The organism is Bradyrhizobium ivorense (assembly GCF_900696085.1).
Classification (GTDB): Bacteria; Pseudomonadota; Alphaproteobacteria; order Rhizobiales; family Xanthobacteraceae; genus Bradyrhizobium; species Bradyrhizobium ivorense.
Map to the genome: position 1 here is coordinate 405,743 of NZ_CAADFC020000033.1, position 20,329 is coordinate 426,071.

The 20,329-nt window shown below is 66.0% G+C and carries 17 protein-coding genes and 1 pseudogene; 5 read left to right on the forward strand and 13 right to left on the reverse strand.

The annotated features are described in order from the left end of the window. Positions 1-13 precede the first annotated feature (13 nt). From mhpA to CI41S_RS44820, 3 genes and pseudogenes are all read right to left on the reverse strand, one after another. A complete protein-coding gene (gene mhpA, locus CI41S_RS40365; protein WP_139864526.1) occupies positions 14-1,603 on the reverse strand; it encodes a bifunctional 3-(3-hydroxy-phenyl)propionate/3-hydroxycinnamic acid hydroxylase MhpA in 1,590 nt (529 codons plus the stop codon). Between the two features lies 1 nt (position 1,604). Continuing rightward, a complete protein-coding gene (locus CI41S_RS44815; RefSeq protein ID WP_244626843.1) occupies positions 1,605-2,141 on the reverse strand; it encodes a VOC family protein in 537 nt (178 codons plus the stop codon). Positions 2,142-2,292: 151 nt separating this feature from the next. Beyond that, positions 2,293-2,604, reverse strand: a pseudogene (locus tag CI41S_RS44820) (VOC family protein); the annotation flags it as partial. A gap of 284 nt (positions 2,605-2,888) precedes the next feature. On the opposite strand from CI41S_RS44820, the gene CI41S_RS40375 reads away from it, so the two are divergent. Next, complete coding sequence (locus CI41S_RS40375) at positions 2,889-4,850, forward strand: putative bifunctional diguanylate cyclase/phosphodiesterase (protein WP_139864527.1); 1,962 nt, start codon at positions 2,889-2,891, stop codon at positions 4,848-4,850. 212 nt (positions 4,851-5,062) lie between these two features. Here CI41S_RS40375 and CI41S_RS40380 read toward each other — a convergent pair whose 3' ends face one another. From CI41S_RS40380 to CI41S_RS40410, 7 genes are all read right to left on the reverse strand, one after another. Further along, positions 5,063-6,043, reverse strand: coding sequence for a PDR/VanB family oxidoreductase (locus CI41S_RS40380; RefSeq protein WP_139864528.1), 981 nt, complete (start codon positions 6,041-6,043; stop codon positions 5,063-5,065). A 12-nt stretch (positions 6,044-6,055) separates the two neighbouring features. After that, positions 6,056-6,811: a GntR family transcriptional regulator gene (locus CI41S_RS40385; RefSeq protein WP_139864529.1), complete on the reverse strand. Its 756-nt coding sequence runs from the start codon at positions 6,809-6,811 to the stop codon at positions 6,056-6,058. Positions 6,812-6,814: 3 nt separating this feature from the next. Then, entirely contained in the window at positions 6,815-7,876 is a 1,062-nt protein-coding gene (locus tag CI41S_RS40390) for an aromatic ring-hydroxylating dioxygenase subunit alpha (protein WP_139864530.1), read from the reverse strand. Between the two features lie 216 nt (positions 7,877-8,092). Beyond that, positions 8,093-9,055, reverse strand: a complete 963-nt coding sequence (locus tag CI41S_RS40395; RefSeq protein WP_244626844.1) for a DUF2778 domain-containing protein — start codon at positions 9,053-9,055, stop codon at positions 8,093-8,095. Between the two features lie 212 nt (positions 9,056-9,267). Beyond that, positions 9,268-11,709 (reverse strand): putative bifunctional diguanylate cyclase/phosphodiesterase, encoded by a 2,442-nt coding sequence (locus CI41S_RS40400; protein WP_139864531.1) that lies wholly within the window; start codon positions 11,707-11,709, stop codon positions 9,268-9,270. A gap of 153 nt (positions 11,710-11,862) precedes the next feature. Beyond that, a complete protein-coding gene (locus CI41S_RS40405) occupies positions 11,863-12,273 on the reverse strand; it encodes a DOPA 4,5-dioxygenase family protein (protein WP_139864532.1) in 411 nt (136 codons plus the stop codon). Positions 12,274-12,279: 6 nt separating this feature from the next. After that, a complete protein-coding gene (locus CI41S_RS40410) occupies positions 12,280-12,909 on the reverse strand; it encodes a class I SAM-dependent methyltransferase (RefSeq protein ID WP_139864533.1) in 630 nt (209 codons plus the stop codon). Between the two features lie 229 nt (positions 12,910-13,138). Here CI41S_RS40410 and CI41S_RS40415 point away from each other — a divergent pair, with 229 nt between their 5' ends. Beyond that, positions 13,139-13,852, forward strand: coding sequence for a hypothetical protein (locus tag CI41S_RS40415; protein WP_139864534.1), 714 nt, complete (start codon positions 13,139-13,141; stop codon positions 13,850-13,852). Positions 13,853-13,962: 110 nt separating this feature from the next. Beyond that, positions 13,963-14,934, forward strand: a complete 972-nt coding sequence (gene dapD, locus CI41S_RS40420) for a 2,3,4,5-tetrahydropyridine-2,6-dicarboxylate N-succinyltransferase (RefSeq protein ID WP_139864535.1) — start codon at positions 13,963-13,965, stop codon at positions 14,932-14,934. A 492-nt stretch (positions 14,935-15,426) separates the two neighbouring features. On the opposite strand, the gene CI41S_RS40430 is transcribed toward dapD, so the two are convergent. Next, positions 15,427-15,693: a PilZ domain-containing protein gene (locus tag CI41S_RS40430; RefSeq protein WP_244622483.1), complete on the reverse strand. Its 267-nt coding sequence runs from the start codon at positions 15,691-15,693 to the stop codon at positions 15,427-15,429. Between the two features lie 55 nt (positions 15,694-15,748). Then, positions 15,749-16,402, reverse strand: coding sequence for a PilZ domain-containing protein (locus CI41S_RS40435; protein WP_139486213.1), 654 nt, complete (start codon positions 16,400-16,402; stop codon positions 15,749-15,751). 385 nt (positions 16,403-16,787) lie between these two features. On the opposite strand from CI41S_RS40435, the gene CI41S_RS40440 reads away from it, so the two are divergent. Then, the gene (locus tag CI41S_RS40440; protein ID WP_139864537.1) at positions 16,788-17,600 is read left to right on the forward strand and encodes an enoyl-CoA hydratase; all 813 of its coding nucleotides are present in this window, start codon (positions 16,788-16,790) and stop codon (positions 17,598-17,600) included. Positions 17,601-17,767: 167 nt separating this feature from the next. Here the strand turns inward: CI41S_RS40440 and CI41S_RS40445 are convergent, their stop codons facing one another. After that, positions 17,768-18,547 carry an SDR family NAD(P)-dependent oxidoreductase gene (locus CI41S_RS40445; RefSeq protein ID WP_139486215.1) on the reverse strand — a complete coding sequence of 260 codons (780 nt, stop codon included), beginning with the start codon at positions 18,545-18,547 and terminating at the stop codon, positions 17,768-17,770. Between the two features lie 284 nt (positions 18,548-18,831). Between CI41S_RS40445 and CI41S_RS40450 the strand changes: the two genes are divergently transcribed. Next, entirely contained in the window at positions 18,832-20,289 is a 1,458-nt protein-coding gene (locus tag CI41S_RS40450) for an MmgE/PrpD family protein (RefSeq protein ID WP_139864538.1), read from the forward strand. Positions 20,290-20,329 lie beyond the last annotated feature (40 nt).

Here is a 20,329-nt window from a genome sequence, read left to right on the forward strand (position 1 = left end):
CGGCTTGAAAAGATTAGCGCCCTGCGCTGAGGTTCTGGAGCAGTTGTCCGACAAGCATATTGAGCTCGTCGGCGCTGGCGGCGGCACCGAACACATAACGGTCGGGCCGCACGATCACCGCCGCGACGGTATTTTGCCGCATCCAGTCAGCGAACAATCCGTCGCGCTCGACCACGGTGAGGATGCCATTGCTGTCCGTGGTCTCGCCTGACGTCGCGATGACGACGCGCTCGCCGGAGAGACGCTGCCAGGCGGCGCGTGACGCATCCGACAACCATGCCAGCGTCTCCGTTGTTGCCGCGACGATCGCGAACTCCGGTTTCAGCAGATCGTCCAGGCGGCAGGTCCGCCGATCCGGCGCACGCACATGGGGCTGCACGAACAGCCGTCCCGCGAGCTTTGCATCGCGCGCGATCAGGCCGGAGACGAGATCGGGAATGAACTTCTGCCGGATCGTCTCCGCCCGGCCGGCCTTCAGATCGGCGCGCAGCCGCGCATCGCGCTCGGCGGCGGCGACCGGATCGAGCTCGCCGATCACCTTGCCGAATTCCTTGGCGCTGGCGACCACCGCGCGGACATGCGGCTTGCGCTCGATCTCGTAGCTGTCGAGCAGCGCCTCGCCGGCGTCGCCGCGCAGCACCAGCCGCAGCTTCCAGGCCAGGTTGGCCGCGTCGCGGATGCCGGCGCAGAGTCCCTGCCCGAGGAACGGCGGCGTCTGGTGCACGGCATCGCCCATCAGCAGCACGCGGCGGTCGCGCCAGCGCTGTCCGAGCAGGGCGTGGAAGCGATAGACCGCCGAGCGCCAGATCGTGAGGTCGGAGATGTCGGTAAAACCTTTCAGCAGTTTTGCGACATTGTCGGGCGCGCCGGCGGCGTCCGGATCCTCGCCCTGCAACAGCTTGATCTCCCAGCGCCGCAGATTGCGCGGGCCGGGGATGAAGGTGCCGGGACGCGCTGGCCAGCAATACTGAAAGCCCTTGGCCGGCCGCTTGGCGGGCTCGCTGGTCAGGGTATCCACCACCATCCACCATTCATCGAAGGCGAGGTCTTCGAGGCCGACACCAAGCTGCTTGCGCACAAAGCTGTTGGCGCCGTCGCAACCGACCAGGTACCGCGCGCGGATCACGAGCTCGTCGCCGGACTCGCGGCGGGCGACCAGGGTGGTCGCATCGTCATCCTGCTGCAGCGACACGCCGGTCGCGCCGAGAAAGACGTCGGCATTGCCGTGTTCGGCCAGCCTGTCGCGCAGCGCCTGTTCCGCCTCCGGCTGCACGAAGGTGACGTTGGGCATCCAGCCGAGCGGAAACGGCGGCGGCATCGGATCGAACTTCTTGATGATCTCGCCGTCGACGCCGAGAAAGTGCGAGCCGTTGTGCGGAGCGATCGCCCGCTCCATGGCGTCGCCGAGCCCGATCGCCTGGAAGATCCGCAGCGCCTCGTGGTCGAGCGTGATCGCGCGCGGCTTGTCGTAGACGACGCCGGCGCGCTCGACCACCGCGACGCGCAAGCCGCTGGTCGCGAGCAGATTGGCGAAGATCGCGCCGACCGGTCCGAGGCCGACGATCGCCACATCATAGATCGAATTCACCGGGGACGCCGACATGCTATTTCGCGAGATAGGCTTCGAGCGTCAGCGGCTTCGGCTTCAGCTGCGGCTCGCGGATCGCGACATCGGCGAACGGCGTCGCCTCCTCGAACCAGGCCTGCCGCGCCGGCAGGCCCCACGGAAACGAGATCGCATGGTCGGACGGATCCCAGCCGACCGGCTCGTTCTCGATGTCCATGATCTGGTAGTGGGTGTTGAACAGCTCGACGCGGTGGCCGTCGGGGTCGCGCATGTAGACATACATCGCGTGCCCCGGCCCGTGCCGCCCCGGGCCGCGCTCGACCGACGCGCCGTAGCCGAGTTCGCCGGCGACGTCGCAGGCGTGCAGCAGATGATGCACCTCGGGCGCCAGGAACGCGAAATGATGCAGGCGCGGGCCGGCGCCGTTGAAGAACACGATGTCGTGCGGATTGCCCTTGCGCTGCAGGAACACGCCGCGCAAATCGAACGCGCCTGAGGGCGCGATGTACTCGCTGAGGCGGAAGCCCGCGGCGGTGTAGAACTCGCACGCCTTGCGCACCTCCGGCGTCAGCACCTGGTAATGATCGATCGAGCCGCAGCGCCGAGCCGCCGGTGTGACGGCTGAACTTGGTGATCATGCGCGGCACGACCGGCATGGTCGCACAAAACTCCAGCGGCGTGCCGGCGGGATCGGTCGCCTGCAGCGTGCGTCCCTGGTGCGGCACATCGACCCACATCGCGGTGCAGCCATGGGCCTCGAAAAACGCCTTCAGCCGCTCGAGGTCATGCTCCTGGAAAACCCGCAGGCCGAGCCGCGCGCACGCCGGCGCGTCGCCCCTGCGCAACACCAGGCTGTGATGGCACGCTTCCTCGATCCCACGGAAATACAGCGCGTCTCCGTCCTCCGCGGTCAGGATCAGCCCGATCACCTTTTCGTAGAACTGCCGGCTCGCCGCGAGGTCGCGGACGTGAAGCACGACATGGCTGGCGCGCGTGATGCGAAACCCGGGATCGTGGTTCGTGGTCGGGAGGCTCATGCGCACCTTCTGGTTTGCCGTCGCGGGACATGACTCATCGCGAAAAACCGACGTGGGATCAAGCAGCGCGGCCGGCGGCAGCTTTTGCCGGTCACGTCACGTCACGGATCCGGCGCCGGGGTCAGGCGTGCATTTGTATCGATTTGTTAGCAATGCCCGCGAACGGGAACCGGAACGCCCACCCGCCGCGGCACGGTTGATCCCAATAGTTCATAGTTTGTCAAAGGTTTGCAGCGAATTTTGCCGACGCGGCGCCGGGGCCCCATCGCGCGAGCAGCGTAGTGATGCGTACCTACCTGAGTTCATATTTCGCGAAACTGTTCGCCGGCGATCTGGCGGCCTTCGGTGCACCACCGACGGATGAAGCGTTGGCCGGCCACATCCGTGCCGAGCAGGTCTCGCTGGTGCTCGGCTATTCCTTCGGCATCATGCTCGCCAATGCCTGCAACGCGCTGGTGCTCGCGGTCGCGCTGTGGCAATCGCCCGACTGGATCTTTGCGCTGGTGTGGGCAACCGCCGTAAGCTGCGCTGCGCTGTTCTTCGGCCTGCAGGCGCGCGCCGCGCGACGGATCGCCAAGCCGCAATTCGTCTCGCGCCGGGCCATGTACCGGCTGGTGCGCAACGCACTGGCGCTCGGCACCGCCTGGGGCATCGTTCCGGTGGCGTTCTTCGCCGACGCTTCCAGCGGCGCGCAATTGGTGATCACCTGCCTGTGCGCCGGAATGCTGGCCGGCGGCGCCCTCGCCTTCGCCACCATCCCGATCGCGGCGATCGCATTCACCGCGCCGATCTTCGTCGGCACCGCGATCTGCCTCGGCCGCGAGGGCGACTACGTCTATCTCCTGGTCGCCGCTTTGGTCGTGGTCTACGGCACCGTGCTGCTGCGCGGCGTCTTCGTCAACGCGTTCGAGTTCCGGCGGCGGATCATCGCCCAGCACGAAGCGGAACGGACGGTGCGGCAGGATTCGCTGACCCATCTGCCGAACCGCGTCGCCTTCAACGAAGCGCTCGATGGCGCGCTGAAGCGGCTGGACCGCTCCGGCGAAGAATTCGCCGTGCTGATGCTCGATCTTGACCGTTTCAAGGAGGTGAACGAGAGGTTCGGCCGTCCGGCCGGCGACGAATTTCTGGTGCAGGTCGCAGCGAGGCTGCAGCGCTGCACGCGCGCGAGCGAGCACGTCGCGCGCATCGGCGGCGACGAGTTTGCGCTGATCATGTCCAATCTGGCCCGGCCCGAGGATGCGCTCGCCATCGCCGAGCGTTTCGTTGCGGCTTTTGCCGACCCGTTCGTGGTCGAGGGATACGAGGTCACTGGCGCGACCAGCGTCGGCATTGTGCTGGCGCCGCGCGACGGCAACACGCCGCATGACCTGCTCAAGCATGTCGACACGGCGCTCTATCGCGCCAAGAAGTCCGGGCCCGGAACGATCTGCTTCTTCGAGGCCAGCGACGACACGTCGGCGCGCGAGCGCCGCGCCTTGCAACACGACCTCGAACACGCGATCGAGGCCGACGAGCTGTTCCTGGTCTATCAGCCGTTCCTGGACATCCGCCAGGGCCGCATCACCGGCTTCGAGGCGCTGCTGCGCTGGCAGCACCCGGTGCGCGGCCTGATCCCGCCGAGCGTCTTCATTCCGATCGCCGAGGAGAGTGGACTGATCCACCAGCTCGGCGAATGGGTGGTGCGCCGCGCCTGCGCGATGCTGGCGCGCTGGCCTGACGGCATCAGGATCGCGGTGAACTTCTCCGCGGTCCAGTTCCAGAATGTCGGCATCCTGCAGACCATCGTCGAGGCGCTCGCAGAAGCGAAGGTCGCGCCCGACCGGCTCGAAATCGAGATCACCGAATCGATGCTGATCTCGAAATACGGCGCGGCGCCCGCGATCCTGAACTCGCTGCTCGAGCTGGGGCTGACGGTCGCGCTCGACGATTTCGGCACCGGTTTCTCGTCGCTGACGTACTTGCGCAAGCTGCCGTTCAGCCGCATCAAGATCGATCAGTCGTTCATCCGCGATATGCTGACCCAGCCGGACTGCGCCGCGATCGTCAAATCGGTGATCGGCCTCGCGCAGGAGCTCAAGATCGGCGTCGTCGCCGAGGGCGTCGAGACGGTCGACCAGCTCGAATATCTCAGGCAGACCAGCTGCGACGAGGTGCAGGGCTATCTGATCGGCCGCCCGATGTCGGCGAGCGAGATCGCCAGCATGCTCGACACCAAGCCGCGGCAGTCCGTGCACGCCGCGTAGCGCGGGATGAAGTTAGGTTAAATCTGTTTGACCGCGGGCTCGTCCACCTCTCCCCGACGGGGAGAGGTCGATTTGCGCAGCAAATCGGGTGAGGGGTCGCGGCTCCAACGAGAGACCGTAACCCCTCACCCGGCGCTGCGCGCCGACCTCTCCCAAGGGAGAGGTGAACTTCCGATGCCGCCCAGCTCAACCCACTCTCATCGTTCCAGCGTTCACATCGCATCTGCGCGGTGCAGCGTGTCGACCGTGACGGTGCCACGGGCGCGCGAGACGCAGGCGCAGATCTTGCGGCCTTCGCGCTTCTGGTGATCGCTGAAGAAGACGTCGCGATGGTCGATCTCGCCGTCGACCTCGACCACATCAAGCGCGCAGACGCCGCATTCGCCGCGGCGGCAGTCGCTCATCACCTCGTGACCGGCGGCGTTGAGCACGTCAAGCATCGAGCGGTCAGGCGGGATCACGAGATCGACGCCCTCCTGCTGCAGCCGGACGCGGAAGGCTTCGGTCGGCAGCAATCCGCTCGATCCGAAGGTTTCGTAGCGCAGGTCGGTCAGCGGCCGGCCGCCGGCTTCCCAGGCGTGCCGCGCCGCGTCCAGCATCCGCATCGGACCGCAGAGCAGCGTCATCGCGCCCTGCGGCAGCGCCGCGAAGGCCGCACCGAGATCGAGCCGGCGGCCCTCGTCGCCGGCATGAACGACCAGGCGCGAACCGAGCAGCGCTTCGAGCTGATCAAGATAAGCGGCATCACCACGCGAACGCACCGCGTAATGCAGCGTGACGTCGGCGTTGCGGCGCGCCAGCGCCTGGACGGCACCGAGGATCGGCGTGATGCCGATGCCGCCCGCGATCAGGCAAAAATGCCGCCGCGTCCAGTCGAGCTGGACCAGCGACGCCGGCAGCGTGATGGTGATGCGCGCGCCCGGCACGAGCGACCACATGTAGCGCGAGCCGCCGCGGCTATCAGGCGCGCGGCGCACCGCGATCCGGTAGCCTTGCGTATCGGCCTCGCCGACCAGCGAATAGGACCGCGTCTCGGGCCGGCCATCGATCGTGACGGCGACCTGGATGTGGCTGCCGACCGGATAGGGCGACACGTTGAAGCCGTCGGGACGCAGCAGGAATTCGCGAATGCCGGGCGTGAGATCCCGGATGGCGACGACGGTTGCGGCCGTCCAGGTGTCGATGAAGCGCACAAGCCTCTCCGTTCAATCAGCCGCCGCCGATTTGATCAGCGCCAGCGCCGGCAACAGGTTGAGATGGGTGCGGTTGCGCAGCGCCAGCCGCAGATTGCGCGCGGCAAGCCGCGCATGCTCGCGCATGATCGCCTCAGCCCGCGCGCCTTCGCGGTTCTCGATGGCGTCGACCACGATGCGATGATGGTCCTGCGCGATCAGCAGGATCTGCCGCGCCTCCGGCAGGGCCGATTGCGCCATCACGAAGCCGCTCGGCGAGGCGAACGGCAGCGCCGAGGCACGGTCGATCTGCCGGATCACCGGCGCACTGCGCGACAGTTCGGTCAGCAGCGCATGGAAGCGCGCGTTCAGCGCGACGTAGGACGAGAACGCCTCGACCGAGATCGGGTCCTGGCGCACCAGGCCGTCGATCTCGTTGAGGCATTCCTTCAGCGGCTCGAGATCGCGCGACGAGACGCCGCGCTCGGCGGCAAAGCGCGCGGCGAGCCCTTCCAGCGTGCCGCGCAGCTCGATCGAATCGAGAATGTCGCGCTCGGAAAACGCCTTCACCATGAAACCCCCGGACGGGATCGCCTCCAGCAGCCCTTCCTCTTCCAGCCGCACCAGCGCCATCCGCACCGGCGTGCGCGATACGCCGGTCGTTTCGACCGCCTGCAATTCCGAGATGCGCTCGCCGGGACGCAAGCCCCCCGAGAGAATGAGATCGCGCAGCGCGAGCTGCGCCCGCACGGTCTGCGACACGGAACGATCGGCCTCGCGCTCGGCCATGGCCTACTCCGCGGCCTGCAGATGTTGCGGCGGATTCTGCGGTGGATTTTCTTGCGCCACCATGCGGTCGATCACGCGCCGCGCCCACATCGCGCCGGCGTCGATATTGAGGTTGTAGAACACCCGATCCGGATTCTCGTCCATCGCGCGCTGCTGCGCCTCCAGGATGATCTCGTCCTCGTGGAAGATGCCGGCGACGCCCTCGCGGATCTCCGTGGTCAGCCGCTGCTCGGTGAGGCGGTGATTGCGGACGAAGGCCCAGAAGTAGTGGCAGGTCTTGTCGGTCTCCGGCGTGATGGTGTTGAGCACATAGCCGTTGACGCCCTGCGCGCGGTCGCCTTCGGGCGCGCCGGTGCCGGCCGGCGCGACGCCGACGTCGATGTTCACGGTGCACGGCGCCTCGAAGCGGATGATCTGCCAGCGGTCGACCGGGCCCGGCTTCTGCAGCTGCTTGGCCCAGAACGGCGGCGGCGCGATGCCCTTCATCCAGCGCGTCACCGTCACGGTCTTGTCGCCATGGGTGACGTCGAACGGCGCCTCGGCGACCGCGTCGTTGCCGATGCTGGAGCCGTGCACAAAAGTCTCGTGCGTCAGGTCCATCAGATTGTCGACGACGAGGCGGTAGTCGCACTTCACATGAATGGTCTTGCCGTCGCCGGCCCAGGCGGGATCGTCGTTCCAGTGCATGTCGGGCACCAGCGCGGGATCGGCCAGCGCCGGATCGCCCATCCAGAGCCAGATGAAGCGGTGGCGCTCGACCACCGGATAGGCGCGCACGCAGGCCGACGGATTGATCGTCTCCTGCGAGGGCATGAAGGTGCAGCGGCCCTGCGCATTGTATTTCAGCCCGTGATAGCCGCAGACCACGGTGTCGCCGTCGAGCCGGCCCTTCGACAGCGGCACCAGGCGGTGCCAGCAGGCATCTTCCAGCGCCACCACCTCGCCGTCGCCGTTCCGGTACATCACGACATGCTTGCCGCAGATCGTGCGCGGCAGCAGCGCGTGCTTGATCTCGGCGTCCCAGCCCGCTGCGTACCAGGCGTTCATGGGGAAGGGTTTTGGCATGCGATCCTCCGCATTGGATACGAGATGCATACAATAATCTGGACGAATAGGCAATATCCGCGGAAAGTCGGCAATTTATGGGGCCTAATGTATACCAGATCATCCAAATGGCCGCCGAGCGACGCAAGGGGAATTCCCTAGCCGCTGTCGAGCCAGAACGATGGTGAGTGACCGGTATGGGAGGGTCGCCGGCAGAGCCGAGACGGCGCGGGCTGCTTACGAGTTCGAGGCCGAGCGGGTCGAGGCCGACTGGATGTCCTTGATGCTGACCACGACGGCGATGCGCTTGACGGTGCCGTTGCGGTAGGCCTGCAGGAACTTGTCGTAGTGCTTGACCGAGATGCAGCCGTTGGAGTCGCCGTTCGGCCCGAGCATGTAGCTGTGCACCAAGAGGCCGACGCGGCCAAAGGTGTCGCTGCCGTCGACCGGGTTCATGCGCAGCGCCGGCACGCCGTGGAACAGCTTTTCGCGCGGCTTCATTTCATAGATGCCGGGCGGCGTCGCGCCGGCATTGCGCGCCTTTACGTGCGCGGGATCGTCGAGCAGGTTGCCGAGGCCGGAATGCGCCTCGTATTTGGTGCCGTCGGGCATGTACACCACGCGGGCGGTGATGTCGTAGACGGCGGTGCTGCCGTCGTAGCCGAGCGCGTTCAGATCCGGGCTCGGACCGGACAGCACGTCATTGGGATCGATCGAAGCCAGCTGCAGCTTGGCCGGCATCATGTCGGCGATTTTCTGCAGGAAGGTGCGGTTGTCGGCCTGCTGGATTGGCGCAGACGGCGGTGCCGAAACATCGTTCCGCGCCAGATTTGCTTCGGCCGGCCGGGAGCGCGGCATCGGCACCGTGGTGGTGGCGACGGCCTGCGGAGGCGTGATCACAGGCTGGTTGGTCAGATCGGCCTGCGTATTGCGCAATTGACCGGCCAGCGCGTCCTCGATCCGATCGAACTCGGTGTTGAAGTCACCACGGTCCGACCGAATGCCGCGGCGCAACGGATAGTAGATCGACGCCGTGCTCAGCGTCGAGCGCGAGCCGAAGCGATCGTCGAAGTTCAGCGCAGCGCTGGTGTTGGCGAGGGCGGCTCCATGCAGCCAGGCGACGGGATTGATGCCGACCATCCAGGCGGCAAAACTCGACGACAAAGCGAGCGCGCCGACGGCGAATGCCGTGCTGCCCACCAAAGAAATGCCGCGGCTTGACTTACGCGCGGCAGCTTTCGTCGTACGTTGACCCATTCATCCCCAAGTTCGGTGCGTCTCGGGCCAGTTACGGCCCCCTCCGGGATTCACCGATCACTCATCATATCAGGGAATTAGAGTAAGGCATAATCGAGACCGATCGGGCAACGATAAGCTTTTTAAGCATTTTTCCGATCGCACTGGCGCGCGAATCAGGGCCGGCGGCGGCCGAAAGCGCCCAAAATAGTCCCGAATCGGGACGATTTTACCGTCAGGCGATCTTCTCTTCCCCGGAGGGTGAAGACCGGGACCGGCTTTCCGATGGCATAGCCCTGGGCGTAATCGACCCCGATCTGGCGGAGTTCCTCCAGGATGGCGGCGCTTTCGACGAATTCCGCCACCACCTGCTTCTGCATGATCTTCGCGGTCTTGGTGATCATCTCGACCATCGCGCGATCGACCTTGCTGTTCAAAATCTCCCTCACGAACGAGCCGTCGATCTTGATGACGTCGACCGGCAGGTGCTTCAGATAGGCGATCGACGACATGCCGGTGCCGAAATCGTCCAGCGAGAAGCTGCAGCCGATCTCGCGCAGCCGCGCGATGAACTTCTGCGCCTCGTCGAGATTGGAGATCGCGCTGGTCTCGGTGATCTCGAAGCACACCTTCTTCGGCGGCACGTCGTGCTGCGCGAACAGCTCGGCGACGAAGTCGACGAAATCGCCATCGCCGATGGTGGCGCCGGACAGGTTGATGGCGTAGCCGACCACCTTGTGCGAACTGCGCCGGCGCTCCGCGATCAGCTCGAAGGCGCGGCGGACCACCCAGCGGTCGATCAGCGGCATCAGCCCGTAGCGCTCGGCGGCGGGCAGGAAGCTGCCGGGCGGCACCAGGCCGCCGCTTTCATCGCGCAGCCGCAGCAGCAGTTCGCGCCGCTCCTGGCCTTTCAGCGCAGCGGTGATGGGACGGATCTCCTGCTCGTAGAGGCAGAAGCGCCCTTCATCCAGGCCTTTGCGGATGCGATTGACCCAGCTCATCTCGGCGACCCGGACCGTCAGATCGGTATCCGCCGGGAAATGCTGCTGGACGCGGTTGCGGCCCTTGTCCTTGGCGAGGAAGCAGGCGACGTCGGCAAGCTGCAGCGCGTCCTGCACGCCGGCGCAATCGCCGAGCCTGACCAGGCCGATGCTGGCGCTGATCCGGAAGCTCGAGCCGTCGTGCACGAAGCTCGATTGCTCGACCACCGCCCTGATCCGCTCGGCAACGTCGGAGGCGACATCGTAGGCGGCGGTGCCGTCGGCGCGCAGCAGGATGCCGAACTCGTCGCCGCCGAGCCGCGCCACCAGCCCGCTGCCGCCGACTTCCGCGGCCAGCAGCCTGGCCACGTGCTTCAACAGCCGGTCGCCGGCCATGTGGCCGCAGGTGTCGTTGACGATCTTGAACTGATCGAGATCGATCAGCATCAAATCGGCGCGCGCGGCCGCGGGTCCCGACATCAAGGCATGAAGCTCGAACTCGAACTGCCGCCGGTTGGCGAGCCCGGTCAGCGCGTCGTGGGAGGCGGCCCAGGCCAGTTCCTCGACCAGCCGCCGCTCGGCGGTCATGTCATGGATGATCATGACGCGGCCCGCCCAGTGCCCGTCATGCACGATCGGGGTTTCGACCACCGAGACCGGCACGCTGGACTGATCCGGCCGCACCAGGAGCCGCTGCTGCAGCCGCTCCTCGCCCTCGGCCTCGGCGGTGCGGAACGATCCCTGCACCGACTGCTCGGTGATGCTGAACAGCGACGACAGCAGCCGGTCGGTGACATCCTGCCCTGCCGCGATCATCCGCTCGGCGGCCGGGTTCATGTAGCCGACGCGATCCTCCGGCGTCGTCACGATGACGGCGTCGCCGATCGAGGCCAGCGTGAGCTGGGCGCGCTCCTTCTCGACCGCAAGCGCGGTCTCGGCGAGCCAGCGCCGCAACAGCATCCGCCGCGTATGGAACAGGACGATGCCGGCGAGGCAGGTTCCGATCAACGCGTTGACCAGCAGCAGCAGCGAGGAGACCTGGCGCGAGGCATGGCCGAGATGATCAGAGAAGCCGATCGCGAGGATGCCGAGCGCCGCGTCGACGGTACCGATCCGTTCCGCCCAGTGCCGGATGGTCGCAGCCGACGGGTCGTGCAGCGCAACGTCGTCCGCGGCCTCGTTGCGGATCGCGATCAGCTGGTCGAGCAGGGCATCCGACTCCTGCCACGCCTTCACCGCGGCAGCGACGTGGTGCATGCCGCGGAAATATTTGAACAGCCAGATCAGGCCGCCGATGTCGTCGTCATGATTGCCCGCCTTGGCGAAGCCGGCGCGCGCCACCGCATCGTTGTTGCCGGGCGATTTCAGCGCGAGCCGCGCGGTGCGATCGGCGAGCGGCACCGCGATCGCGGCGTCGAATTTCTTCAGATAGTCCGGCGTGCCGGTGCTGACATAGGACTGCAGGTAGTAGACGGCGTCCTTCTGCCCCTTCGACCACATGCTCTCGCCCGCCACATAGGCGCGCACCGCGGACATCACCTGGAGGCTGCCCGCCGACACGCTGGCCTGCAGCAACACGATCGCGACCAGTGGCCCGACCACCCGCCACAGGGACCAGCTTCGGAACGAAAAGAACATGCCCAAATGCGCCCACCACAAACCTGCCGGGCAAGCCTAGGAATCGTGACTTAACCTCACGTTGCAAAACGCGATGAGTTTGAAACGACTTGGTTGCAGTGAAATTGCGTCAAACTTTACGCGTCCGGGAGCGGAACCGGGCCGCGCCGCCGCTCACGGCTGCAGCGTTGGCGTGGTGTTCGGCGCCGGCGCCTGCTCCATCTCGGCCTCCTCGGGCAGCTTGTCGGCGTGGACGGCGAGCGGCGTGCCGATCCAGAGCGGATCCTCGGCATGATCGCGGCGCGGATTGGTGGTGTTGGGATGCACCAGGATGCTGAGGCTGCCGCGATTGAGCATCAGCCATGGCACGAAGGTCGGAAACAGTTCGGTGGCAAACGCCACCTGATACATCGCCTGATCATGCGGGCCGACCTTGATGTCGTGCCAGCGTCCGAGCGTGACCAGAAAGCGTTCGCCGATCCATTCGCGCAGCCGCTCCGCCTCGCCGCGGCTGGTCGCGGGATCGTAATAGACATGGGCGTGATAGCTCGCGATCTCGCCGATCGCGCGTGGCGCGTCCATCATCTCGACTTACCTCTCCTTCGACCGCCGCAGGACACTGAACTGGAACGACTGCGTCGCGCCCCACGGCGTGACGTGTTGATGTGGCACCTCGGCGATCAGCTCGAACGCCGGACCGATGGTCCGGCTCAGCGTCGCGGCATCATAGCGCTGCACCGGCAGCCCGCTGCATTTCTCCGGACCGTCGAGCGCGAACGTGGCGATGATGGCATGGCCGCCGGCCCGCACGCCGCGATGCAGCCGCTCGATATAGGCCTCGCGGTCGCGCGGCTCGACCAGGAAATGAAACGCCGCGCGATCGTGCCAGACGTCGAACGGCTGCGGCGGCTGCCAGACGGTGGCATCGGCGGCGATCCACTGCACGGTGCTTGCAGCGGCGCCGACGCGCTCCCTCGCCCTGCGCAGCGCCGCCTCCGACAGATCGAGCACCGTCAGCGCATCAAATCCCCGTTCGAGCAGCGCATCGACGAGGCGCGACGCGCCACCGCCGATATCGACGATCGATGCGTGACGATCGGCAACGGCGCTTTCGATCAGGCGCAGCGACGGCTGCGGATCGGCCTGCGACCAGCTGACCTGCTGTTCGTTCTTTGTCTGATAGACGGTCTGCCAGTGCGATTGACGATCCGGGGCGGTCATGGCGATGGTCTTTGGCGATGTTCTTTGGCGATAAGCTCCAGCAGCAGGCGGTGGCGAGCAACCCGCGTCACGCGCCGGCTAGCCATGAGCTAGGCGCGGCGGCCTCGACCGTCAACCCGACGCAGGCCGCCGCCTGCATGCCGGCCTGCCGCGTTGCGGCAAATGCCGCATTTGCTTCGACGAAATTTCCATTTAACCTGACGGGAGGGTAGCGATCGGGGCGCTCGATATGGCCACTTTTGGCTGGACACGCGTCAACAAGCCTGATCCCGCGGAGGACGCCGCCGTCGACCTGCGCGGCCTCACCGATCCGTCGGCGTTGCTCACCGCGCTCGGCAAGGTGGTGCCGCGCTATCTCGATCTCGCCGACAACGGCGTGCTGGTCTATCCGGCCTGCAAGCGCAAGCCGACCGACCTGTTGGGCGACCTCCGCGCGATCTGGGAACACACCCGGCTCGAGGCGATGCGCTACATCCCGATGGTGCCGCGGCAGGAAGCTGCGCTGCTGGTCGATCCGGCCCGCCAGGCCGAGATGATCGACGCCTTCCTGCGGCAACAGCCGCACGAAAATACGGTGGTCGATTTCACCGGCACCGCGATCGAGGATTACGGCATCGCGATCTACGCCGGGCTGAACTGGCTGAACCATTGCGGCGCGGTCGCGGGCGCCGATCCGCAAAAATTCTCCGGCACGCTGCGCAGCTTTCGGCGGGTCATGGTCGTGGCCCGGCAATGGTGGGCGATCGACGGCGCGGCGGAGCGTTGCCGCCAACTGCTCGAGGCCCGCGAGCGGCCGCCGCTGGTGTTCTTCCTGCTGTGGGCCGAGTGCACCAATCTCGGCCGCGAAATCGCACTCGCGGCCGCCGGCGCGAGCTTGCCGGAGGACGCGCTCGCGCGCGTACGGTCGGCGCTGGATCCGGAAGAGCTCGAGGCGAAGGGCTAGACCCCGACGGAAATGCCCCAAAGCAAACGCGTTTGAAAGTCCGGAAGTTGCCATGTCGACGAGAACTCGCGTATGCATGACGCGCAGGATCGTAACGTGAGACATTCAAAATGGCGATGGAACTGAAGGGCGCGAGCGGCGAGGGATTTGCGACGATTGCCGCCGATGGTCGCGTGCTGGACTCCTGGTTTCTTCAGCCGCGCCTGGTTGCGGAGGCCGGCAAGGCCGCGACGGTCCGGCTGACGAGCGAGGAGATCATCGGATCGCTGGGTGAGTCAGCAGACGGATATGCGCGCCACGACGACATCCGCAATGTCGAGATCGTTGCCATTCGCACGGAAATCGACTCCCTCGCATCCGCGCCGGCTGATGTGCACGACGCCTATCTCCGGCTCCATCTCCTGAGCCACCGGCTGGTCCAACCGAATTGCCTGAACCTTGACGGAATTTTCGGTCTGCTGCCGAACGTGGCCTGGACGACGCTCGGTCCCTGTGAAAGCTCTCGTGTACCGCAAGCGCGCATCGCAGCGCGCAAGCGTGGCCTCGCGTTCGAGGTGACCGGCGTGGACAAGTTTCCGCGCATGACGGACTATGTGACGCCCGCCGACGTGCGCATTGCAGATGCGGATCGCGTCAGGCTCGGAGCCCATTTGGCGGCGGGCACGACCGTCATGCATGAGGGCTTTTGCAATTTCAATGCGGGTACGCTCGGTCCCTGCATGGTCGAAGGCCGGATCAGCGCCGGCGTGGTCGTCGGAAGCGGCAGCGACATCGGCGGCGGAGCCTCGATCATGGGTACGCTGTCCGGAGGCGGCAAGGAGCGGATCACGGTTGGCGAGCGCTGCCTGATCGGAGCCAACGCCGGTATCGGCATTTCATTGGGTGACGATTGCATCGTCGAAGCGGGCTGTTACGTCACGGCAGGCGCGCGCATCCTTTTGCAAGATGGCCGAGTCCTGAAAGCCAAGGAACTCTCGGGCCAGAACGGCCTGCTGTTTCGTCGCAATTCCCAGAGCGGCGCGCTGGAGGCGACCAGACGTAACCAGAATTGGGACGGCCTCAACGCGCAACTTCACGGCTAGGCCGCTCGATCGAAGAGGTCGGCGGCGACATGTGGCGCGCGATGTCACGTTGTGGCTTGGCGTGATCGCCGTTCACCACCAGTATGGCCAGCGCCACGCCTCATAACGGACCCACGACGACTCCAGCGGCGGACCGTATGGATCGACCCGGTCGTCTTCAGGGCGAAAACGATATCGTGGAACAACATTATAATCCCACGGAGTTGGCCTGATCACGGGCGTCGGGATGATAACCCGTCTTGGTTCATGAACGACTTGTACTTTCCGCGCCCGGGCTTCAGCACCGGACGTCCCGAGGTTGCACAGCACGAGGGCCGCTCCGAGAGCGCACGCGACGGTCATTTTCTTCATGCATCGGCCTCCTTGCCTGAGAGTGCAAAAGGACTCGAAGCAAGACAAGCTAATTCTCGCTCGGGCAGACGGTGCACGGCAACAAATCATCGTGGCAAAGCATCATGTGTACGTCCGCTTCTGATCTGATCCCGCGCCGGTCTAGCCGCCCTGCTCGTTCTTTGCCGCGGGTTGCGCCGGCTTCTTGCCGCGGCGCAGGAAGGTGACGCCGATCTGATCGCCATTGACCCAGGCCAGCTTGCAGCGCCGGTAGGCAAGCCCTTTTGTCGAGAGCAGCAGGAAGAACTCTTTCAGTTGCAGGCCTTCGATCGAGGAGCCGACGATCAGCTTGGCGCCCTCCTCGGAGACGTCCTCGATCGCGCATTCACGGCGCCAGGTTCCGTCGATCGCCATCATTTGCGCAGGCATCGGCTTCTCGAACCTGACACGTGGAGTTGATCGTCGTTCGTGCGCTGGCATCGTCTCAGGCGACCGTGTCCGCCGCGGCGGACACGGTCTGAAGCTCCTTGGTCTTGCGCGCAATCAGGCGCAGCAGGTCATTCTGCTTGTAGGTCTCGACGAACTTGATCGCGAAGCCGCTCGGAAGATGCCGGACCACGCGCCCGACGCAGGCGCCGATCGCCAGCGGCGTGCCGAGCGGCGGCTGCGCGGCGGAGGACACTGCGGCACCCGACAGCGACATGTCGATGATGAAGCAGCTCTGCATGCTGCCGTCCGCCAGCGTCAGCATGGCGTGCGGCGCGGCGGGAATGAAGCGCGGGCTGTTGCGCGCGTCGCGGATGCTCGGATCCTTCTGCTTCTTCTCGATCCAGGTCAGCTTGTCCGCGAACTTCTCGCGCATCGCATGCGTCATCTCGAGCTCGTACAGGAAGCTGCCGCTCATGGTCTCGGTGATGCGGCCTTCGAACTTGCCGAACTCCTCGAAATAGGACGTCAGGCGGTCGCCGACCTTGCCGACCACGGGGACGTCCACGATCATGCGGAACGGCGACACGCGCGTGGTGCGGCAGGCGAAGCTGCGCAATCGGCCCTGCGCGTCGTACCAGTTCGGCAACGTGTAGCTGCCGTCCACGGTGATCTTGACTGCGCGCTGCTTGAGGAACTTTTCGACAGACACAACTGGACCCTCGCCTGAGGCGATGAGAGTGCATGGGGTCGGGGATTGACCGGCTCCCTTGCCGGTCCGGCGGTAAGGACGTCCGTGACCGACGCGAATGCAGCAGGAAGGAGAGCAGTGCGGCACGCGTCCCAGCGCGTCGCGGGCTCGTCCTGGCGCGCAGGTACGTACAGGCGTACCGTCGAAAAACTAAGAAAGGCTGAATCGGACAGGGAGCGGGCGACGCACTGTATGGCCGAACCCTTTCCGATTGGTTTATTTTGCGAGCCGTACAACTACCGGAGGAAACATCGCGCAGCGATGCAATCGTGGCGCGCTGTAAACCGCCTGCCTCGTCTTCCGAACGGATGCTACTTTGGTCCGAAACCAGATTTGGAACCCGCGCATGGCCGATACTTCAGAGCAATCGCTTGCCGACGGCAAGATCCTGCAACGCGTCGTCGACGGCGTCGGCGTCGTCACCTTCAACAATCCCGACAAGCGCAACGCGATGTCGCTGGAGATGTGGGAAGGTTTTGGCGAGGCGCTGGCGGCATTGCGCGACGATCCCGCCGTCCGCGTCGTGATCCTGGTCGGGGCCGGCGACAAGGCCTTCGTCTCGGGCGCCGACATCAGCCAGTTCGAGAAGACGAGGCACAACGCGGAGGCCTCCGAGGAATATTCGCGGCGCAGCGAGGCGCAGCGCGCGCTGCTCGCGAGCTATCCGAAGCCGACGATCGCCTGCATCCGCGGTTTCTGCCTCGGCGGCGGCATGCAGGTGGCGATGCTCGCCGACATCCGCATCGCGGGCAAAAGCGGGCAGTTCGGCATTCCCGCCGCCAAGCTCGGCATCGCCTACGGCTATCAGGGCTTGCGCAATCTGGTGTCGCTGGTCGGGCCGTCCTGGGCGCGGCTGATCATGTACACGGGCATGCGGATCGACTCGGCCGAGGCGCTGCGGATCGGGCTGGTCGACCGCGTGCTGCCGGATGCCGAATTGTGGGACGCCACCATGGAGATCGCGCGCACCATCTCCACCAACGCCCCGCTCGCGATCAAGGCCGCCAAGATCACCATCGCCGAGGTGCTGAAGGATCCGGCCGAGCGCGACATGGCCGCGATCAGGCAGATCGGCATCGACTGCATGGACAGCGAGGATTTTCGCGAAGGTCGCCGCGCCTTCATGGACAAGCGCAAGCCGCAGTTCAAGGGGCGGTAGCTATCCGGTGTCATCATCCGCGCAGGCGGGTGATCCAGTATTCCAGAGACGGTAGTGCTTGAGCCAATGGGCCGCGGCGTACTGGATCGCTCGGTCCATGTGCGCAATTGCGCACAGGCCGGGCGATGACAGTTGAGGATGAGGACGCCGCCGCCCCCCGCAACGCGCTATTTCTCGCTGACCGGCACCGTGTAGTTCAGGATCAGCCGCCCGCCGTCGGGATAGATGGTCTGGCCGGTGATGTAGGAGGCATCGCTGGAGGCGAGGAACGCCACCACGGCGGCGACCTCGCTCGGCTCGCCGCAGCGGCCGGCCGGCGTGCGCGACAGCACGCTGCGCCGCGCGTCCTCGGATGAGAAGATCGCAGTCGCCACCATCTCGGTCAGGATCGTGCCGGGCCCGACCGCCACCACGCGGATGCCGTGCGGCGCCAGCGCCACCGCGGCCACCGAGGTGAGCTGCTTCATCGCGCCCTTGGACATCGCATAGGTCGCGAGCGAGGGGATCGCCAGCAGCGCATTGACCGAGGACATGTTGACCACGACGCCGCCGCCGCCCTGCGCGATCATCTGGCGCGCCGCGGCCTGGACGCCGAAGAACGCGCCCTTCAGGTTGATCCCCATCACGTCGTCGAACTCGGCCTCGGTGATCTCGAGAAAATCGCGGTTGCGCGCCACCCCGGCGTTGTTGACCATGACGTCGAGCCGGCCGAACTCCTTCGCCGCGGTGGCGACGATGCGGTCGACATCGGCGCGCTTGCTGACGTCGGCCTCGACGGCGCGCAGGTGGCTGGACGGTCCGAGTTCGCCGGCCGCCCTGGCGAGCGAGGCGGCGTCGACATCCGAGATCACGACCTTGGCGCCGTCGGCCAGGAAGCGTTCGGCGCAGGCCCTGCCGATGCCGCGCGCTGCGCCGGTGATGGCGACGACCTTGCCGGAAAACTTCATGGGAGTGCCTCCAGGACTTCGGTTTGCGCCTTCCGCCAGAGCCTGACTGACGCATGCAGTACGAGCAATAGCCCATTCCCGGACGCGAGGGAACGCGGCGGATTCACCGCTGCGTGCCGTTTTCGACCGCGCTTCAGAAACGACTCCGCCCTGTTCGTCAAGCGGGCAAGTCAGCGCGGCAGCCAACCACTTCGCGCGCCTGCTCCCGCTCGGGATGGCCTGATATAGCGCGATCGATGTCGGCTCACCCAGCCGCCCCACCAATCTCGCTCCGGGAGACCACCATGTCGATCACCGACCGCCGATCGCTGCTGCAGGCTGCGGCCACCATCCCCTTCGTCGCGTCGGCCGCGACCTCGGCGCTGGCGCAGACGCCGGCCGAACCGGCCAAGGGAGCGCCGGCAAAGGACGTGACGCGCAAGCTCGCGCAATATCTCGTCGGCGCGACGTACGAGGACTTGCCGGCCAATGTCCGCAAGGAAGGCGTCCGCACGCTGTTGAACTGGGTCGGCGTCGCGATCGGCGGGTCGCATCACCAGACCGTCGACATCGCGGTCTCGGCGCTGGCGCCGTTCTCGGGTCCGGCGCAGGCATCGCTGTTCGGGCGGCGCGAACGCTTCGACATCATGAACGCCGCCTTCCTCAACGGCGTGTCGAGCCACATTTTCGACTATGACGACACCCATTTGAAGACGGTGATCCATCCGGCCGGCCCGGTTGCGTCCGCCATTCTCGCGCTGTCGGAGCTGCAGCCGGTGTCGGGCAAGGAGTTTCTCAACGCGCTGGTGCTGGGGGTCGAGACCGAATGCCGGATCGGCAACGCGGTCTATCCCAATCACTACGACGTCGGCTGGCACATCACCGGCACCGCGGGCGTGTTCGGCTCGGCGGCCGCGGTCGGCAAGCTCTTGAACCTCAACGAGCAGCAGATGGTGTGGGCGCTCGGCCTTGCCGCATCGCAGCCGGTCGGCCTGCGCGAATCCTTCGGCTCGATGAACAAGAGTTTCAATCCCGGCCGTGCTGCATCGAACGGCATCTTCGCGGCGATGCTCGCTTCGAAGAATTTTACCTCGTCGGACGGCATGATCGAGGCCAAGCGCGGCTGGGCCAACACGATCAGCACCAAGCAGGACTATGCCGAGATCCTCGGCGACCTCGGCAAGCGCTATGAGGCCGCGCTCAACACCTACAAGCCGTTCGCCTGCGGCATCGTCATGCATCCGGCGATCGACGCCGCGATCCAGCTGCGCAACGAGAACAAGCTGACCGCCGACCAGATCGAGCGCGTCGATCTCAAGGTGCATCCGCTGGTGCTCGAGTTGACCGGCAAGAAGACGCCGCGCGAGGGCCTCGAAGGCAAGTTCAGCATCTACCACGCGGTTGCCGTCGCGCTAGTCGAGGGCGCCGGCGGCGAGAAGCAGTTCAGCGACCGCGCGGTGACCGATCCGACCATCGTCGCGCTGCGCTCCAAGGTGGTGCCGGTCGTTACCCCCGGCATCGATGCGGCGCAGGTCGACGTGACCATCGTGCTGAAGGACGGCCGCACCCTGCATCGTCATATCGAGCATGCGATCGGCAGCGTCGAGGCGCCGATGACCGACAAGCAGCTCGAGACCAAGTTCGCCGACCTCGCGGACGGCATCATTCCGACCGCTGCGGCGCGCCGCGTGATGGACGCCTGCTGGAATATCGAGAGCCTGCCGAATGCCGCCGAGATCGCCAGGATGTCGGTCTCGACCTGAAGTCAGGCTAAGTCGGTCTCGCGGCAGGCTCGCTGCACCT

Bases quoted from the DNA above. Each gene is read 5' to 3' on its own strand.
- mhpA (WP_139864526.1), bottom strand. From the start codon at position 1,603: ATGTCGGCGTCCCCGGTGAATTCGATCTATGATGTGGCGATCGTCGGC.
- CI41S_RS40375 (WP_139864527.1), top strand. From the start codon at position 2,889: ATGCGTACCTACCTGAGTTCATATTTCGCGAAACTGTTCGCCGGCGAT.
- CI41S_RS40385 (WP_139864529.1), bottom strand. From the start codon at position 6,811: ATGGCCGAGCGCGAGGCCGATCGTTCCGTGTCGCAGACCGTGCGGGCG.
- CI41S_RS40390 (WP_139864530.1), bottom strand. From the start codon at position 7,876: ATGCCAAAACCCTTCCCCATGAACGCCTGGTACGCAGCGGGCTGGGAC.
- CI41S_RS40400 (WP_139864531.1), bottom strand. From the start codon at position 11,709: ATGTTCTTTTCGTTCCGAAGCTGGTCCCTGTGGCGGGTGGTCGGGCCA.
- CI41S_RS40405 (WP_139864532.1), bottom strand. From the start codon at position 12,273: ATGATGGACGCGCCACGCGCGATCGGCGAGATCGCGAGCTATCACGCC.
- CI41S_RS40410 (WP_139864533.1), bottom strand. From the start codon at position 12,909: ATGACCGCCCCGGATCGTCAATCGCACTGGCAGACCGTCTATCAGACA.
- CI41S_RS40415 (WP_139864534.1), top strand. From the start codon at position 13,139: ATGGCCACTTTTGGCTGGACACGCGTCAACAAGCCTGATCCCGCGGAG.
- dapD (WP_139864535.1), top strand. From the start codon at position 13,963: ATGGCGATGGAACTGAAGGGCGCGAGCGGCGAGGGATTTGCGACGATT.
- CI41S_RS40430 (WP_244622483.1), bottom strand. From the start codon at position 15,693: ATGCCTGCGCAAATGATGGCGATCGACGGAACCTGGCGCCGTGAATGC.
- CI41S_RS40440 (WP_139864537.1), top strand. From the start codon at position 16,788: ATGGCCGATACTTCAGAGCAATCGCTTGCCGACGGCAAGATCCTGCAA.
- CI41S_RS40445 (WP_139486215.1), bottom strand. From the start codon at position 18,547: ATGAAGTTTTCCGGCAAGGTCGTCGCCATCACCGGCGCAGCGCGCGGC.
- CI41S_RS40450 (WP_139864538.1), top strand. From the start codon at position 18,832: ATGTCGATCACCGACCGCCGATCGCTGCTGCAGGCTGCGGCCACCATC.